The sequence below is a fragment of the Nocardia sp. CA-129566 genome (assembly GCF_050956075.1).
Classification (GTDB): domain Bacteria; phylum Actinomycetota; class Actinomycetes; order Mycobacteriales; family Mycobacteriaceae; genus Nocardia.
The window spans coordinates 4,540,967-4,557,483 of sequence record NZ_CP192085.1 but is presented as its reverse complement, the minus strand read 5'-3'; the positions used below and the strand labels follow the sequence as shown (position 1 = coordinate 4,557,483).

At 65.0% G+C, this 16,517-nt stretch carries 15 protein-coding genes and 1 pseudogene; 8 read left to right on the top strand and 8 right to left on the bottom strand.

Going from position 1 to position 16,517, the window contains the following annotated elements; translation table 11 throughout:
* Positions 1-193 precede the first annotated feature (193 nt).
* The 4 genes and pseudogenes from ACQP0C_RS19495 to ACQP0C_RS19480 all read left to right on the top strand — a co-directional run bounded on the left by ACQP0C_RS19495 (position 194) and on the right by ACQP0C_RS19480 (position 3,333).
* Positions 194-346 carry a hypothetical protein gene (locus ACQP0C_RS19495; protein ID WP_433734302.1) on the top strand — a complete coding sequence of 51 codons (153 nt, stop codon included), beginning with the start codon at positions 194-196 and terminating at the stop codon, positions 344-346.
* A 357-nt stretch (positions 347-703) separates the two neighbouring features.
* Positions 704-2,116, top strand: coding sequence for a PQQ-binding-like beta-propeller repeat protein (locus tag ACQP0C_RS19490; RefSeq protein ID WP_433734301.1), 1,413 nt, complete (start codon positions 704-706; stop codon positions 2,114-2,116).
* 165 nt (positions 2,117-2,281) lie between these two features.
* Positions 2,282-2,549: pseudogene (locus ACQP0C_RS19485) on the top strand (hypothetical protein); the annotation flags it as partial.
* 406 nt (positions 2,550-2,955) lie between these two features.
* Positions 2,956-3,333: a PLD nuclease N-terminal domain-containing protein gene (locus ACQP0C_RS19480; RefSeq protein WP_433734300.1), complete on the top strand. Its 378-nt coding sequence runs from the start codon at positions 2,956-2,958 to the stop codon at positions 3,331-3,333.
* Positions 3,334-3,354: 21 nt separating this feature from the next.
* On the opposite strand, the gene ACQP0C_RS19475 is transcribed toward ACQP0C_RS19480, so the two are convergent.
* From ACQP0C_RS19475 to ACQP0C_RS19450, 6 genes are all read right to left on the bottom strand, one after another.
* Positions 3,355-4,521: a thiolase family protein gene (locus ACQP0C_RS19475; protein ID WP_433734299.1), complete on the bottom strand. Its 1,167-nt coding sequence runs from the start codon at positions 4,519-4,521 to the stop codon at positions 3,355-3,357.
* A gap of 202 nt (positions 4,522-4,723) precedes the next feature.
* The gene (locus ACQP0C_RS19470) at positions 4,724-5,602 is read right to left on the bottom strand and encodes a phosphoribulokinase (RefSeq protein WP_433685042.1); all 879 of its coding nucleotides are present in this window, start codon (positions 5,600-5,602) and stop codon (positions 4,724-4,726) included.
* A 43-nt stretch (positions 5,603-5,645) separates the two neighbouring features.
* The gene (locus ACQP0C_RS19465; protein ID WP_354956715.1) at positions 5,646-6,710 is read right to left on the bottom strand and encodes a class 1 fructose-bisphosphatase; all 1,065 of its coding nucleotides are present in this window, start codon (positions 6,708-6,710) and stop codon (positions 5,646-5,648) included.
* Between the two features lie 15 nt (positions 6,711-6,725).
* Positions 6,726-7,754, bottom strand: a complete 1,029-nt coding sequence (locus ACQP0C_RS19460) for an AAA family ATPase (RefSeq protein ID WP_433734298.1) — start codon at positions 7,752-7,754, stop codon at positions 6,726-6,728.
* Between the two features lie 61 nt (positions 7,755-7,815).
* Positions 7,816-8,238, bottom strand: coding sequence for a ribulose bisphosphate carboxylase small subunit (locus ACQP0C_RS19455; RefSeq protein WP_433734297.1), 423 nt, complete (start codon positions 8,236-8,238; stop codon positions 7,816-7,818).
* Positions 8,239-8,254: 16 nt separating this feature from the next.
* A complete protein-coding gene (locus ACQP0C_RS19450) occupies positions 8,255-9,697 on the bottom strand; it encodes a form I ribulose bisphosphate carboxylase large subunit (protein ID WP_433734296.1) in 1,443 nt (480 codons plus the stop codon).
* 126 nt (positions 9,698-9,823) lie between these two features.
* On the opposite strand from ACQP0C_RS19450, the gene ACQP0C_RS19445 reads away from it, so the two are divergent.
* From ACQP0C_RS19445 to ACQP0C_RS19430, 4 genes are all read left to right on the top strand, one after another.
* The gene (locus tag ACQP0C_RS19445; RefSeq protein WP_433685038.1) at positions 9,824-10,690 is read left to right on the top strand and encodes a LysR family transcriptional regulator; all 867 of its coding nucleotides are present in this window, start codon (positions 9,824-9,826) and stop codon (positions 10,688-10,690) included.
* A gap of 293 nt (positions 10,691-10,983) precedes the next feature.
* A complete protein-coding gene (locus tag ACQP0C_RS19440) occupies positions 10,984-12,156 on the top strand; it encodes an aminoglycoside phosphotransferase family protein (RefSeq protein ID WP_433734295.1) in 1,173 nt (390 codons plus the stop codon).
* Between the two features lie 113 nt (positions 12,157-12,269).
* Positions 12,270-13,568, top strand: a complete 1,299-nt coding sequence (locus ACQP0C_RS19435; RefSeq protein WP_433734294.1) for a cytochrome P450 — start codon at positions 12,270-12,272, stop codon at positions 13,566-13,568.
* 363 nt (positions 13,569-13,931) lie between these two features.
* Complete coding sequence (locus ACQP0C_RS19430) at positions 13,932-14,807, top strand: class I SAM-dependent methyltransferase (RefSeq protein ID WP_433734293.1); 876 nt, start codon at positions 13,932-13,934, stop codon at positions 14,805-14,807.
* On the opposite strand, the gene ACQP0C_RS19425 is transcribed toward ACQP0C_RS19430, so the two are convergent.
* Both ACQP0C_RS19425 and ACQP0C_RS19420 read right to left on the bottom strand, forming a co-directional pair.
* The gene (locus ACQP0C_RS19425) at positions 14,798-16,075 is read right to left on the bottom strand and encodes an FHA domain-containing protein (protein ID WP_433734292.1); all 1,278 of its coding nucleotides are present in this window, start codon (positions 16,073-16,075) and stop codon (positions 14,798-14,800) included. The two genes, ACQP0C_RS19430 and ACQP0C_RS19425, sit on opposite strands and share 10 nt — an antisense overlap.
* Positions 16,072-16,515, bottom strand: a complete 444-nt coding sequence (locus ACQP0C_RS19420; RefSeq protein ID WP_433734291.1) for a hypothetical protein — start codon at positions 16,513-16,515, stop codon at positions 16,072-16,074. Before ACQP0C_RS19420 ends, ACQP0C_RS19425 begins: the two co-directional genes overlap by 4 nt.
* Positions 16,516-16,517: the final 2 nt, after the last annotated feature.

Here is a 16,517-nt window from a genome sequence, read left to right as displayed (position 1 = left end):
GAACAGGGGGGCCTGCCGGGATACGAGCGTAAGGGGCAATGAGCTCCCGAATCTGCTGGGCAGGGCGGATATGCTCCGAGGTTGTTAGGCAGCGGGTGGTGAGCTCGGTGTGACAAAACCCGACCAGTGTCGGACTGCGCGGGCTGGATAGGCTGCGCTGCGTTACGTCGGTTTCTTGCTCGGGGTCTGGGTTGTGACGGCGATCGATCGCACCGCGTATCCGCGGTTCAAGAGAGTGGTTCCCGCGCGGGAGCTGGTTGAGTCGTCAACGCCGACGGTCGCCGAGGTCGCGTGGGCGCGGGAGAAGACGCAGAGCGATCAGCATCTGCTGGCCTTGGTGGTGTAGCTGAAGTCGTATCAGCGGCTGGGGTATTTCCCGAAGCTGGACGAGGTTCCCGCGGTGGTGGTCGAGCACGTGCGTGGTTTGCTAGGTCTGCCACCCGCTGGGGTCTGTTACATCGTTCCGATCATGGTCGAGATCGACTGCGGCGGCACCATCTGAAGCTCGTTTGCTTCCTCAGACGCGGCATCTCCAGGTCGGCGAATCCCACCGCGCCGAGAACTTGATCTTCCAGCTATGGGAAATCACCAGCGATGGGTCGTCCTCGCGATCGCCACCCTTCAACGATGGCTGATACCTTGCAGATTCGCATAGTTCGGCCAGTGCCTGGTCCAGATAGATGTATGAAGGAGACCTCTCCGCATGAACACGGCTGCACAGTGGTTCACCGGTCCGAACAGGCGTCGAAGTTGGATCGCGGTGCTGGTCGTGGCCGTCGTGTTGGGTGTCGCTGCGGTCGTATGGGCGGATCGATCACCGCGGCAGTCCCAGCAGGCAGCGCCGGTGGTGGGCGGCAAGTTTCGTATCGAGCCCACTCTAGGCTCCGCACCCACTCCTCGCTGGACGGTGCGCGCCGCCGATCTGTCCACTGACCCCGGCGCTGTTCTACTGTCCGCTCCGCACAGTCTGAACGTCTACTACGGAAACGGCACGCCGATCGATGCCGGGACCACGATCGTAGCGGCCACCGCGGTGCCGGACAGCGCGGGTGGCGGGGTCGGGCAGCCGGTCAGCGCGGTGCGACTGCACGGTATCGACCCCGATACCGGAAAGCCGCACTGGACAATCGATGTCGGCGCGATCGCCAGCTGCGCCGAACAGGTGTTTCAAGGCCTGCTGAGCTGTTGGGACACCCATCGGGTCCTGATCGTCGACAGCGCGACGGGCACGGTGCTCACCGACCACATCACCGATTTCGAGGTGGAGCAGGTCGATGCTCGCGACGGTGTCGTCACGGTGGCGGGGCGAACCGCGGATTGGCAGACCGCTGTCTTCACGCGAGGAACCGTCTCAGATATCGCCGCGAGCTGGCGTAAGACGTTTCCGACAGTGGTTCCCGGAGAGCCGGTCACACCCGTCATCAGCGCACCGGACTACTTCCGGTACGGGCGCTACGGCAACATTCGTGTCTACGATTTGCGCACTGGCGAGCCGCTTTTCACCGGACCGGTCGGCTATGTCTTCGACGGTGGCATGATCGCCTCGCAGGTGATCGATCGCAGCGGCACCGCGGGAAAAGTCGCGTTGCTCGGCCGCGACGGACACCGCATCACCGAGGTCGCCAATGCCAGCTTCATGCTCGAGTGGTACCCGGTCGCCACCGCGTCGCCACTGCCGATCCTGACCGGCGAGAGTGCCTACGAGCGCACGACAGGCCGAGTCCTGTGGACCAATCCCGAGATCGGCATCGACGGCACATCCGGGCGCATGGACGCGATCGAGGGTGTGGTGCGAGATACCGTGATCATCCGATCACTCGATGGCACAACGCTTTCCGGGCTCGATCTCACCGACGGGCATCGAATCTGGCAGCGGCCCTCGCCGTTCGAACACGCCACGAAATTCACAAGCTATGACGGCATCACCGACGCAACCCATCTCATCCTGACCGACGGTGTCACCGTGCAGGCGATCGATGGCGTCGACGGAACTCCGGTGTGGTCGATGCTGTTGCCGCCCAGTGGTGATCCCAGAGTCCACTCGCAGGTGCGGGCGATGGGCGGTCGCATGGTCACCGTGACCGCGCATGAATTCACCGGATACGCTGCGGCATAATGTGACTCGAACGTTCGGCGGCAGCCTTCATCGGCAAATTCAGTCGGCGACCGCAAGCGCCGGGTAGCCGGGTCGGTGGGTCCGAACATTTGCGGGCGACGTTGATCGCCGTCTCGATTCGTCGTCGTTCTCTTCGGTCGACGTCTAGCTACTTGCCCCTGAAAAGCGTTCCGCGACCGCAGCCGCGCCGCCGGGCGGCGGATCAAGCAGATCAGCCGCACCCTGCGGCGCCGCACCGGCCAGGCATCGGGCGAGATCGACCGGCTCACCGGCGAAATCGCCGACAGAACACGAACGCACCCGCTCCTTCCGGCGAATGCGTAACTGGCGCATCGGCGTCGAGGCCCGCATCAGCCACCTCAAACGAGGATTCGGGCTGCGCCGCACCCGCATGCGCCGCCACGAAGGAGCCCGCACCTGGATCGGGTTGGGATCGGCCGCTCCACCCTCTACCGCGCCCTGGAGCCTCACCTCACTGAAGCGCCCACCGCATGACGCGGTCACCGACATTCAGCTCACTGGCCAGGCACTACAACACGCCACAGCAGGTTTGGCCCGTATCCCGGCTGGCCCCGTATACCGCCCTTCGCCGACAACGACGCCTGACAGCCCTAATCAGCAACCCACGGCACCGAGCCAGACCTTCCGCAGCGCTGACCGGCAGCGTTACGGGCATTGCCCCTTTCGCTTCGTATCCCGGCAGGCCCCCAACAGGACCGGACGCCACCGCCCGCACCGTGTATTCTCCATGCGGGCCGGTTCGGCGGGGGGTGAGCATCGAACTTCGAAAACCGCGGAAGAACAGGCCCTCAGCCATGCCGCGAACCCGAGGAGTTCCGATGCCCTACGCGATACTCGGCCTGATCACCCTGGCCCTGTGGGTCTACTGTCTGGTCGACATCGTCACCTGCCCGGACGCGGGCATCCGTCACCTCCCGAAAATGGGCTGGCTCATCATCGTCATCCTGGTACCGACCGTGGGCGCGCTGCTGTGGTTGTTCGCGGGCCGCCCACTGTACGAGGCTCGCCCGCGCTCGACCACCCGCTACTCCGAATACGACCGCCCCGGCCGCTACGTCCCGCAGAATCCGGACGATGACGAAGCCTTCCTCCGCGGCCTGCGCGAACGCGCCGAATCCCAACGCCGCGAGGCCCGCCGCCAGGAGGAAGAGCGTCAGCGCGATCTGGATCGGCGCCGTGAACAGGGCGAGCTGTAATCATCAGCGGCGCAACGGAATCTACAGTCGCTCGATAATGGTGGCGTTGGCCAGGCCGCCCGCTTCGCACATGGTCATCAGCCCATAGCGGCCGCCGGACTGTTCGAGATGGTTGACCATGGTCGACAGAATGCGGGTACCGGAGGCGCCGAGCGGATGGCCCAGGGCGATGGCGCCGCCGCGGGGGTTGAGTTTGGCGGGGTCGGCGTCGAGGTCGTGCTGCCAGACCAGCGGGACGGGGGCGAAGGCCTCGTTCACTTCGTAGGTGTCGATCTGGTCGATGGTGAGACCGGCCTTGGCGAGCGCCTTGCGGGTGGCGGGGATGACCGCGGTGAGCATGAGCAGCGGGTCGTCGCCGGTGACCGCGAAGGAGTGGAAACGGGCACGCGGGCGCAGCCCGAGGGCGTTGGCCTTGTCTTCGCTCATGATCAGCGCGGCGGAGGCGCCATCGGTGAGGGGTGAGGAGTTGCCGGGGGTGATCGACCATTCGATCTCGGGGAAGCGCGCCTTGAATTCGTCATCGGCGAAGGCGGGGCGCAGACCGGCCAGCCCTTCGGCGGTGGTGGCCGGGCGGATGGTCTCATCGGCGGTCAGGGTGCCCGCGGGGATGAGCTCATTGTCGAAGCCACCGGCCGCGGCGGTTTCGGCGGCGAGCCGGTGCGAGCGGGCGGCGAAGGCGTCGAGAGTCTCCCGGTCCAGCTTCCAGCGCTGGGTGATGATCTCCGCCGCAATACCCTGTCCGATCAGGCCTTCCGGGAAGCGGTGGGCCAGCGGGCCGCGGTTGGCGTCCTTGCCCTGGGCATTGGAGAACATCGGCACCCGGCTCATCGACTCCACGCCACAGGCGATCGCGATGTCATAGGCCCCGGCGATCACGCCCTGCGCCGCGAAATGCGCGGCCTGCTGGCTGGATCCGCACTGCCGGTCGACGGTGGTCGCGGGCACCGACTCCGGGAACCCGGCGGCCAGCACCGCCGTGCGCGAAATATTGAATGCTTGCTCGCCGCTCTGCGTGACGCAACCACCGATCACATCGTCGACGAGTGCGGGATCGATGCCGGTGCGCTCGAGCAGCGTCTCCAGCACCCCGGCCAACAGCGTCGCCGGGTGCACATCCGAAAGTCCACCACCGGGTTTCCCCTTAGCGGAGGGTGTGCGGACAACGTCGACGATGACTGCCGATGTCATGACGGCTCCTTGCTGCTTCTGTGATCGCGCGCACGAACGGCGATTAACTTACGACACTTTACGTCGAACCGCCGCACGCCCGCGACCCCGGGTTCGCTCGCCATGCATTCGGGCACCTACCCGCCTCCGGGCACGGCTCTCCCCGCCTCGACCCGGATACTCCGATTCCTGCCCATCGGCACCCCGAACCGTCAGCAGCCCATCAGCGAAAACGCTTGGGGCGCTTGTCCATCAGGCGCAGGATAAGGGGGGTGAAGATGAGCTGCATGGCCAGTTCCATCTTGCCGCCGGGGACGACTATGCAATTGGGGCGGGACATGAAGGAGTCGTGCAGCATCGACAGCAGGTAGGGAAAGTCGATCACCTTGGGATCGGCGAACCGGATGACGACGAAACTTTCATCGGCGGTAGGGATGGTGCGGGCGATGAAGGGATTGGAGGTGTCCACGGTGGGGACGCGCTGGAAGTTGACATAGGTGTGGGAGAACTGGGGGCAGATGTATTTCACGTAGTCGGGCATGCGGCGCAGGATCGTATCGATCACGGCTTCACTGGAATAGCCGCGTTCGGTCTTGTCGCGGATCACCTTCTGGGTCCATTCGAGATTGACGATCGGCACCACCCCGACCAGCAGATCCGCGTATTGCGCGACATTCACCGTATCGGTCACCGCGGCGCCGTGCAGGCCCTCGTAGAACAGCAGATCACTGCCGGGGGTCAGGTCCTCCCAAGGCGTGAACGTGCCAGCGGGTTGCCCATAGGGTTTGGCCTCGAACTCGTCGTGGAGGTATTTGCGCACCGAGCCGACGCCGGTCTCACCGTAATCGCGGAACAGTGTCTCGAGCTCTTTGAGCAGATTCGCCTCCTCGCCGAAATGCGAGAAGGTCCGGTTGTGGTTCTGTTCCGCCTCGGCCATCGCAAGTTTCATCTCGTTGCGGTCGTAGCGGTGGAACGAATCGCCTTCCACCACGACCGCACTGATACCTTCACGTCGGAATATCTCCTGGAAGGTCCGCGTGACACTGGTCGTTCCCGCACCGGATGATCCGGTGATGGCGACGACGGGATGTTTGACCGACATGGCGCCTCCTCGATTGCCGGACAATGTTCAATGTGTGGGGCATTCAGCGCCCGGCCGGACGGAACAGCGACCGGGAACCGAACAGTGAGCTGTCGAAACTGGGCCCTTCCTCGGGCTCGCGGTGATAGCGCTCGATCCGCTCGACCTCATTGCGCGAACCGAAGATCAGCGGCACCTGCTGGTGCACCTGCTCCGGCGGCACCTCGAGCACCCGATCGCCGCCCGTGGTCGCCCATCCCCCCGCCTGTTCGACGATGTAGGCGATCGGATTTGCGCCGTACAGCAGCGAGACCCGCCCCGGCCGCCGGGTGTCGTACGGGTACAGATACACCCCGCCACGGGTCAGAATGTGGAAGGTATCCGCGACCAGCGACGCGACCCAGCGCATATTGAAATCCCGCCCGCGCGGACCGTCCACACCGTCGAGGCATTCGTGCACATACCGGCGCACCGGCCGCTCCCAGAACCGCTCATTGGCCGCATTGATCGCGAAACCCGAAGTGTCCTCCGGAATTCGCATTCGCGGATGGGTCAGCACGAACGCCCCGATCTCCCGATCGAGGGTGAATCCGTCGACGCCGCTGCCGGTGGTGAGCACCAGCATGGTCGCCGGTCCGTACAGGGTGAATCCGGCACAGACCTGGCGCACCCCCGGTTGCAGGAAGTCATCGGCACTGGGCGGGCCGCCGTCCGAGGCCCGCAATATGCTGAAAATCGTTCCGACAGGCAGGTTTACATCGATATTGGAAGATCCGTCCAACGGATCGAAGGCAAGCAGATATTTGCCGCGCCGGTGTGTGTCGGGCACCGGATGGACATCGGTCATCTGCTCGGACAACAGCGCCGACAGATGCCCCGTCCATTGGGTCTCGGCCACCATGATGTCATTGGCGATGGCGTCGAGCTTGCGGTGCACTGTCGGCGGCAGATTGTCCGGCTCGGCGGCGCCGAGGGAGCCGACGATGGCTCCCCTGGTCACCTGGTTGGCGATGATCTTCGTCGCGGTCGCGACGACATTCACCAGAGCGGAGAATTCACCGGACGATCCGGGATGCCGGTGTTCCTCCTCGATCGTGTATCGGGTGAGGGTCTTCAGTCCTTCTGGCATGGGTTCTCGATCTCGTCACGCGGGCGCCCTGGCGGTCGGCCCATCCGGCTGCTGTTCTGCCCGGTCGGATCGGCGGCACTCGCGGGGCCCTGCGTGCTCACGCAAGCTACCGCCGCCGGGTTCGTCGTTCGCGCCGCCGAACACACTGCTGCCGTAGACATCCCGGTCGGTCAGCGTGATCAGATCGGTCTTGGTGAGCGGTCGCCGCAGCTCCACCAGCCGCTTGGCCTGCCGTAACCGGCAGCGGTCCAGGGCATTGCGTACGCTGCGCGCATTGGAGAATCGGGGTCTGCTCATCCGCAGTGCGAGATATTCACCGAAGGCGGCGGATCCGGTGTCGTCGAAGCGGAAGTTGTCGCGCGCCACCATGAGTTCGGCGATGCGGACGAGTTCGTCGTGGGTGTAGTCACTGAATTCCAGATGATGGGCCACCCGCGAGGACAGTCCCGGGTTGGCCGAGAAGAATTTCTCCATCCGATCCGGATAGCCCGCGAAGATCACAACCAGGCTGGTCCGTTCGCTTTCCATTTCCTGCAGCAGGATTTCGATGACTTCCTGGCCGTAATCGCGTTCGTTCTCCGGGCGGAACAGGTAGTACGCCTCATCGATGAACAGCACTCCCCCGGCCGCCTTGGCGAGGGCTTCCTTGGTCTTGGGTGCGGTGTGCCCGATGAACTGGCCGACCAGATCATCGCGAGTCACCGTGTGCACCTTGGGTTTGCGGATGTATCCGAGCGCGTGCAGCATCTGCGCCATCCGCAACGCGACAGTGGTCTTACCGGTGCCGGGGCCGCCGGTGAAGCTCATGTGCATCGTCGGCCGGGAGGCCTGCAGGCCGAACCGCTCCCGGGCCCGATCGATGAGCAGCAGCGCCGCGATCTCGCGCACCCGGCGCTTCACATTCGCCAATCCGACCAGTTCGGCGTCGAGCCTGGTCAATACGTCTTCGACATCACTGCCCGCGATATCGGTGGTCAGATCCAGCACGGCGTCCTCGGCCAGCACCTCGCCCTCCGGTGGGGCATCCGCGGGTACCGCCCGCACCGGCCTTCCGTCGTCGACGCCGGGTCGGTGCAATCGGAAACCGCTTGCCGCGCTCGACCTTTCAGCCGCCATAGCGGGTACCCGGCCGTTCGTCGGTGGCATACGGGCGCAGTCCGTAGATCTGCCGCCGGTCCGGGCCCTCGGTGCGGGTCAGCAGGAAGCCGGGTTCATCGGCGGGGCGCTGCACCAGAAAGCTCAATGCGGTGGTCTGCCTGCCGTAGCGGGCATCGTAGGCGAGGACCCGAATGTAGTGCCGCGGAAAGGTATTGCGACAGGCGTCGATCTCGGCGAGCACGCCATCGGGCTCGTCGAGATCGAACAGCGGCAGCCCCCACATCTCCCAGTAGGCATTGCGGGGGTGCGGATCATCGGTGTACTCGATGGACACCGGCCAGTTGTTCAGCAATGCGTAGCGCACCTGGGCCGCGATTTCGGCATCGGTGAACTCGGGCAGGTAGGAGAAGGTTCCGTGACGCAGATACATGGGAAGGTCCTGTCGTTCAGCGGCTGGCCGTCGGCACGGCATCCGGTGCGTCGGTGGAGGTGTAGTCGAAGGTGACATCGCCCCAGGTGGAGAGCGCGACATCGAGTGGGCGGCAGATCTCGGCCGCCTTGCGCAGCACCTCCGGACCTTCCTTCAGCAGGTCGCGACCCTCGTTGCGGGCCTTGACAACCGCCTCCAATGCCACCCGATTGGCCTCTGCGCCCGCGGCGATGCCCAGCGGATGCCCGATGGTGCCGCCGCCGAACTGCAACACCACGTCATCGCCGAAAAGGTCGAGCAGCTGGTGCATCTGCCCGGCGTGGATACCGCCGGATGCGACCGGCATGACCCCACCCAGACTCGCCCACTCCTGATCGAAGAAGATGCCGTTGCCCGGGTTGGTCGGAATGTGGTTCTCTCGCAACGTGTCGTAGAAGCCCTTGGTCGTCGCCGGATCACCCTCCAGCTTGCCGACCACGGTGCCCGCGTGCACATGATCGACCCCGATCAGCCTGCACCACTTCGCCAGCACTCGGAAGCTCACGCCGTGGGTCTTCTGCCGGGTGTAGGTGGAGTGCCCGGCCCGATGCAGGTGCAGCAGCACACCGTTGCGCCGTGCCCAGTGCGACATCGACTGCATGGCAGTGAATCCCACGGTGAGGTCCATCATGATCACGATGCTGCCCAGTTCCTTGGCGAACTCGGCGCGCTCGTACATCTGCTCCATCGTCGCCGCGGTGACGTTGAGGTAATGGCCCTTGATCTCCCCGGTTTCGGCCACCGCGCGGTTGACGCCCTCCATGGCGAACAGGTACCGGTCGCGCCAGCGCATGAACGGCTGAGAGTTGATGTTCTCATCGTCCTTGGTGAAGTCCAGGCCGCCCTTGCACGCCTCGTAGATCACCCGCCCGTAATTGCGCGCGGACAGACCGAGTTTCGGCTTCACCGTGGCACCGAGCAGTGGCCTGCCGTATTTGTTCAGATACTCGCGCTCCATGACGGTGCCGTGCGGCGGGCCCTGGAAGGTCTTGACGTAGGCCACCGGAATCCGCATATCCTCGAGGCGCAATGCCAGCAGCGGTTTGAATCCGAAGACATTGCCGATGATCGAGGAGGTGAGGTTGGTGATCGAACCCTCCTCGAACAGGTCGAGATCGTAGGCGATGTAGGCGAAGTACTCGCCTTGACGGCCGGGCACCTCGTCGATGCGATAGCACTTGGCCTGGTAGCGATCGTGCGCCGTGAGACGGTCGGTCCACACGACAGTCCACGTGGCCGTTGAGGATTCACCAGCCACGGCGGCCGCGGCCTCGATCGGGTCGACGCCCTTTTGCGGGGTGACCCGGAAGACGGCCAGGACGTCGGTATCTTTGGGGACATAGTCCGGCGCGTAGTAGCCCATCGAAGCGTAGGAGTGCACACCCGGATCCCAGCGGTTCGGTTCGGTTACCTCGGTCATCATTCCTCCGCTTCGGGTGAACGCCTGATGAGTTCAAGGATGACCGCGGTGTTAACGACAAACAATTTGATTGTTTCTCGGAATACTCAACGGATTCATAGGGTTTGATACCGTCGAATTGTGGGTATGGTGAGTGCGGCTCGGATGGAAACATTCCTGGCCGTGGCCCGGCAGGGCAGCATCCGCCGCGCGGCCACCCAGCTGCACATCACCGAGGCCGCGGTGTCCGCGGCCGTCGCCCATATCGAAAAGCAGCTCGGCGCGAAGCTCATCGCGAAGTCCGGACGTGGAATCGCGCTCACCGAGGCGGGACGCATCTACTCCGAATACTGCCGCACCATCCTCGGCCTGATGAAGGAGGCCACTGCGGCCGTTCGGCGCGCCGAAACCGGCAAGCTCCGGATCGGCGTCGTCGCCACCGCGGGCGAATACGTGCTGCTACGGCTGCTCGCATCCTTTCGCAATCGCTATCCGGATATCGAACTCAGCCTGTCCGTGCACCCACGCGACGTGCTGTTCCTCGAATTGCACCACCATGAAACCGATCTCGTCATCGCGGGCCGCCCACCCCGCGACACCGGATTGGTCATCCGGGCCCGCCGCCCCAGTCAGCTCGTCGTCGTCGGCGCCCCCGGCTGCCCGGACCCGCTGCGCAGCACCTGGCTGCTGCGCGGGCGCGGATCCGGCACCCGCGACGCCACACTCAGCCTCATAGACCGCCTCGAAATCGCCCCGCCCACCCTGACTCTGGGCAGCCACGGCGCTGTCCTCGCCGCCGCCCGCGAAGGTCTGGGCGTCACCCTCATCCACAGTGACGCCCTCACCCAGGACTTGGAATCCGGTCTGTTGCAGGTACTCCCGGTGGACGGCACTCCGATGGACCGCCCCTGGCACGCCATCACCACCCGCACCCCCACCCCGACAACGCGACTGTTCCTCGCCCACATCCTCGACCCCGCCGAGGTCGGCCCGCACGCCTTCCATGTCGGTTAGCCCTTGTACTCGCGGGCCGCGCGGTCGACGCGCTACACCCGTTGATCCGGCAGGTTCACCAGCTGTGGCCGGTGCTCGGGCACCGGTCATTGCACGATGAACGCATGCCAACCGCGACATACCCACCACCCCGGACGGTGTTGACGCTACGGGTGTATGCACAAGCCAGCGCCGACGAGCGGGAGCCTTGGGCAACGTCGTTGTCGTACAACGTCTTCCGAAAGTATGGGGTAGTGTCTGCGGGCCCGGCTGCTCGGGACAGTGTTGTCGTACTCCGGAATCGAGGCAAGCGCATGAACCACAAGCTCTGGTTGCTCGGGCGATCCGCCACGGTCGGTGCTCATCTGCTGGGCGAGAAGATCACCCGACCGAAGGCGCGGTCCGTCGACGATGTCCCGGTTTCCGGCGAAGAGGTCACTCCTGAGTGGCTGACGGCTGTCCTATGTCGTGATGTTGCCGATGCCGAGGTGCTGTCGTTCGACACGTCCAACGGCAGCCGCGGCACGTCCACTCGGGTCGCGATCCGAGTCGAGTACAACGACGCGGGCATCAAGGCGGGACTGCCCACGGAACTGTTCGCAAAGACGACTACCGCCTTCAGCCAGCGCATACTGCTCGGCGGCGGAAAGATGATCGAAGGGGAAACCCGCTTCTTCCGCGACTTCCGCCCGCGGGTCGAGATGGAGGCCCCGATCGGCTATTGGGGCGCCTCCGATCCGTCGTCGTGGCGGTCGATCGCGCTGATGGAGGATATCGTCGCGACGCGCGGTGCCGTGTTCAGCGAGCCGACTGCTCCCATCGCACGTGACCAGATGGAAGATCTGATCCGCAATCTCGCCCGGTTGCACGGCACGTTCTGGGAGGACTCGTCTATCGCTGTCCTCAACACCCCGGCCTACATGCTCGACGCTTATCTCGCCGCGATCGATATGAAGAAGCGCTGTGAGGTAGGCCTGCGCCGGGCGGAAGAGGTCGTTCCCGATGCCTTGCACGGGCAGAGCGAGCGGTTGTGGGCGGGTGTCGAGCGGGCGGTCACGATCGCGACCAACGACGTTCCCGCGACCTTGTTGCACGGCGACCCGCACATCGGGCAAACCTACCTGACTCGCGACGGGCGAATGGGTTATGTGGACTGGCAAGTGGTGATGCGTGGCGGGTGGGTGCATGATTTCGCCTATGCCGTCAATTCCGGCTGTGAGCCCGAAGACCGTCGTGCATGGGACCGCGAACTGTTGGAGGCATACCTGGACGAGCTGGGACACGCCGGCGGCAAGGTGCCGTCGTTCGACGACGCCTGGCTGCTGTATCGGCAGCAATCCATGTTCGCCTATGCGGCATGGGCTTTCACGATCGGCCGTGCGGCGTATCAGCCCAAGATGCAATCGACCGAAACATGTTTGACGCTGTTGAAGCGCATCACCACCGCGATCGACGATCACGATTCGTTGGGAGCCCTCGGCGTCTAGTCCCCTCGGGCGGGGTTCGGTACTTCCTACCCAGGTCGGCAGGGGCAGCGGCTCGGCACAGTGCAGTGCAGTGCCACAGCAACCTGCAATACGAACAGTCTGGAGTCTTCTTCTTGAGTACGACGCAGTCCCAGGTGCGCCCGCAGACGTGCCCGGTCATCCACGGCTCGCCGATCGCTTCCGACGGCCCCCGAATACCGCTGCACTCCCCGGAGTTCGCCGCCGATCCGCACCATGTATACCGTGAAATGCGAAGGCAGTACGGCTCTTTGGCGCCGGTCGAATTGGCGCCCGGCGTGCCCGCCACACTGGTGATCGGCTACGGCGCCGCGGTGCGAATCCTCAACGATCCCGATCACTTCCCTGCCGATCCGCGCGCGTGGCAGACGACGGTTCCCTCCGACTGTCCGATCCTCCCGCTGCTGGAGTGGCGTCCCATGGCCAGCAGAAGCACCGGGACCGACTTCGTGCGATATCGGCAGGCGATCACCGCGAGCATCGACGCCGTGGATCTCTATGCCATGCACGACATCGTGGAGGAGATCGCGACCCCACTCATCAACAGCTTCTGCCAGGCGGGCCGCGCGGAGCTGATCAGCCAGTACGTGTACCCACTGGTGTTCGAAGTCGTCAATTCGATGCTGGGCTGCCCGCCGGAGATCGGGCAGCAGGTCGCCGCCGGCACGGCCGCATTGCTCGAGGGGGTCGATGCCGAAAAAGGCAGCCAGATGCTCGGCGCGGCACTGATGAATCTGGTGACCCTCAAACGAACGGAGCCCGGAAACGACATCACCTCGGTCCTGCAGCAGCATCCGGCCGCGCTGGACGATGTGGAGGTCTCCCATCATGTATCGCAGGTCTACGGCACGGGCATCGAGTTCGAACTGAACCTGATCGTCAATACTCTCCTGCTGATCCTCACCGACGATCGTTTCGGTGACAGTGTCCTGGGCGGGAATCTGTCCTCGCGAGAGGCCTTGGATGAGGTGTTGTTCGATGACCCGCCGCTGGCGAACCTGCTGATCACCTACCCTCGTCAGCCGATCCTCGTCGACGGTGTGTGGCTGCCTGCCAATCAGCCGGTCGTCATCAGCATGGCCGCCTGCAACAACGACCCCGCCATCCGCACCGATGACCTGACCGGCAATCGCTCCCACCTGGCTTGGGGCATCGGCCCACACGCCTGCCCCGCGCAGTCCCTTGCCTATTTGATCGCTCAGGATGCCATCGACCAACTCCTCGATGCCCTGCCCGAGATCCGGCTCGACAAACGGGACGGCACGCCGACCTGGCGGCCGGGGCCCTTCCACCGGGCACTGACGGAACTGCCCGTCACCTTTCCGCCCGCCTCTCCGTTGAACGCGAACATCGAACCCGTACGCCCACCCGACCCGCACGCAGCCAGACGCTAGTGGGTGCGGCCGTGGGCTCGTATCGGCCGATGTACGGGTACGCCTCTCCCCGTTACGAGTGAGCTCACCGCTCGTAACGATCGATCGAACTTGGGCAGCGGGAAGGGGCGGGCGGTGGAGTCCGGGGGGCACGACACCCGGACTCCACCCGACTGGCGATCGACTGATCGCGCAGGCTGTCGGCGGAAATTCGCCGGTGCGATGATTGTGGCCCAAATACCGGCTCAACAGCATGTTTCCCTGTTACGAGCCCGTGAATATCGTGTTCCCAGACGGCTCGATTCTCCGTCCGGCTCCATCGGAGGGCACTGCCACGGCTGACCCTGCCCGACGAGGGCGCACGACTGTGCCAGACTGGCCCGCATGACCGGTGGGGAAGGGTTGATCACCAATGTGTCCGATACCGCGCGGTGGGTGGCCGCCTACCGGGCGACCGAGACGGCACGTGCGGATGCGCTGTTCCGCGATCCACTCGCGCAACGGCTGGCCGGAGAGCGCGGCCACGCCATCGTCGCGGCCGCACCGCGGATCATGCGCGGCGGGTGGGCGGTGGTCACCCGGACCAAACTCATCGACGACCTGATCGCGACCGCCATCGGCGAGGGCTGTGACCGGGTGCTCAATCTCGCGGCCGGACTCGACACCCGCCCCTACCGCCTGGACCTGCCCGCCGATTTCGTCTGGGTGGAGGCCGATCTGCCCGCGTTGACCACCGAGAAGGAAGCCGCCCTCGCGGACGAGAAGCCGCACTGCACCCTGATCCGCCGCGGCGTCGACCTCGCCGATCCGGCCGCGCTGGCGAATTTCCTGGACGCGGCGCTCGGCCCGCTGGGACCCGAAAACTCCCCCGCCACAAAGGCTTTGGTGCTCACCGAAGGCTTGCTCATGTATCTCGACGAGGAAACGGTCCGCACCATGGCCGCTGCCCTGACCCGGCCGCAGATCAGCTGGTGGGTCATGGACATCACCGTGGCGATGCGGCGCATGCGCGCCAGTTCGATGTTCGTGAACGCGCCACTGAAATTCGAACCGAGCAATGGCATCGCCTACTTCGAGGAACTCGGCTGGCAGCCCCGCGAGGTCGAACATCTGCTCGTGCACGCCCGCAAATTCCACCGCGCCCCCTGGTACCTGCGCCCCTTCACCTACCTCCCCCAGCCCGACCCACGCCGACCGGGCCGCAACCCCTGGTCGGGAATTGTTCGTTACCAGCGCGGCCAGCGCACGGATCAGAACTGACTGTGCTGGGAGTCGAAGGTCAGGATGCGACCGCCGAGCAGGATCTGGCAGCCCGCGACCAAGGTGGTCGGGTGGTTCGGCATCGCCCGGATCCACTCCGGACGCCCGGGCATCCTGATGTAAGTGCCGTTGGCCGACCCCTGGTCGATCGCGGTCACCTCCCACTCGACCAGCCGAATCTCCACATGCGCCCGCGACATTCCTCCCGACTGGTCCGGTAGCCGAATCGGTCGCGCGCCGCGCCGCACCGCCGCGGCATGCTCGGGTTCTCGCCCGAGCACGATGTCATTGTCGAGCACGAACGATGTCCCGTCATCGAGCATCAGCAACCCGAGCGGCGGGCGAATCCCCTCGGTCAGCACACAGGTCAACTGATCCATCCGAATCCCGCACACCGCACAGAACGACACCCGCGGGTCGTTCAGATGCTGTCGCGAACACAGGAATCCCCGCACAACGACTCCGCCGCCATCGGGCATCACCACCGGAACCACCCCGCGCGTGCGAACCGGCACCGGAATCGGCACATTCGGCACCAACGTATCGGTATCGAACTCCGGATCGGGCCAGGATTGCGAACTGGGGCGAGCATCCTCGCTCACCTCGACAACCTTCCGAAGCCCAACCGGTCGACCCATCCGGACGACCGATGGCGCCCCCACCCCGTCGCCCGCCTCGTCCGATTCCGCTGGCTGCGAAATAGGTGCGCCGCTCGCCTTCGGTGCCGCCGGTGCACGATCGGCCGCGGGCGAGCCGAACCAGAGCACCGCCCCGGCCCCCGGCACGATCCCCGCATCGAGCCCGGCGATACCGCGCCCCGGTAGCTCGCTCGTCCCGTCCTCGTCCACGAACAACCCCACCCCGATATCGGGTGCCGGAATCACGACCCGATCCACGGTGAATCCGGCATCTTTGCCGTGCAGCACCTCCGAGCGATCCGAGCTCTCCAACACCGCCGTCACCCCGCCGTGCAGAAACAACGCCACCCCGTCCGCACTCGGTGTGATCACCCCGAACTCCACCTGATCCTCGTTGTCCAGGTTCATCAACCATGTGGTGGCAAGGCGTGCGAATATGCGTCCGGTGCGTGGTGTCTCCTCGGCACCGGCGTTGCGCACCAGCCCGAGTAGCGCCGTCATCGTCCGGCCCGCCGGCGATTCGGCACTTGCCGTGATATCGGCGCGATGGGCGACCACCACGACTACCCCGTCGGCATTCGCGATCAGATGCGTACCAGCCGGCAGCACCTCGAGCTGCGGATCGGTCACAGGAATCGACCACCCCGGAACCGCCACCGATGGAACACCGCTCGCATCGGCCCGTTCACAATGAGCCAGAACACGATCCAGGTGACGGTGAACTGGATGAGGAATGCAGTCAGCGAGGGGTGCAGCGCTCGCGGGAGCACGATGGTCGTGTCATGCACGAGGACCCACATCAGCGCCGCCTCGTTGACGATCGTCCAGAAGCCGAACAGTGTCGGCCAATCCTTCTCCCACCGGAACTGCTGCAGGAAATGGTAGAGCAACTCCCACAGCACGCCTACGAGCACGGTCGCGAGCAACACCGACAACGTCACGCGATACGCCTGCCCCAGTGATAGCGAGCCGGTCGGCAGCACCGGGGTAATGATCACCGCGACAAGGAATCCCAGGATGCCGAGCGCGAGTATGCGGGTCTGTATCCGCCCGTTCAAGGTGAGCAGCATCG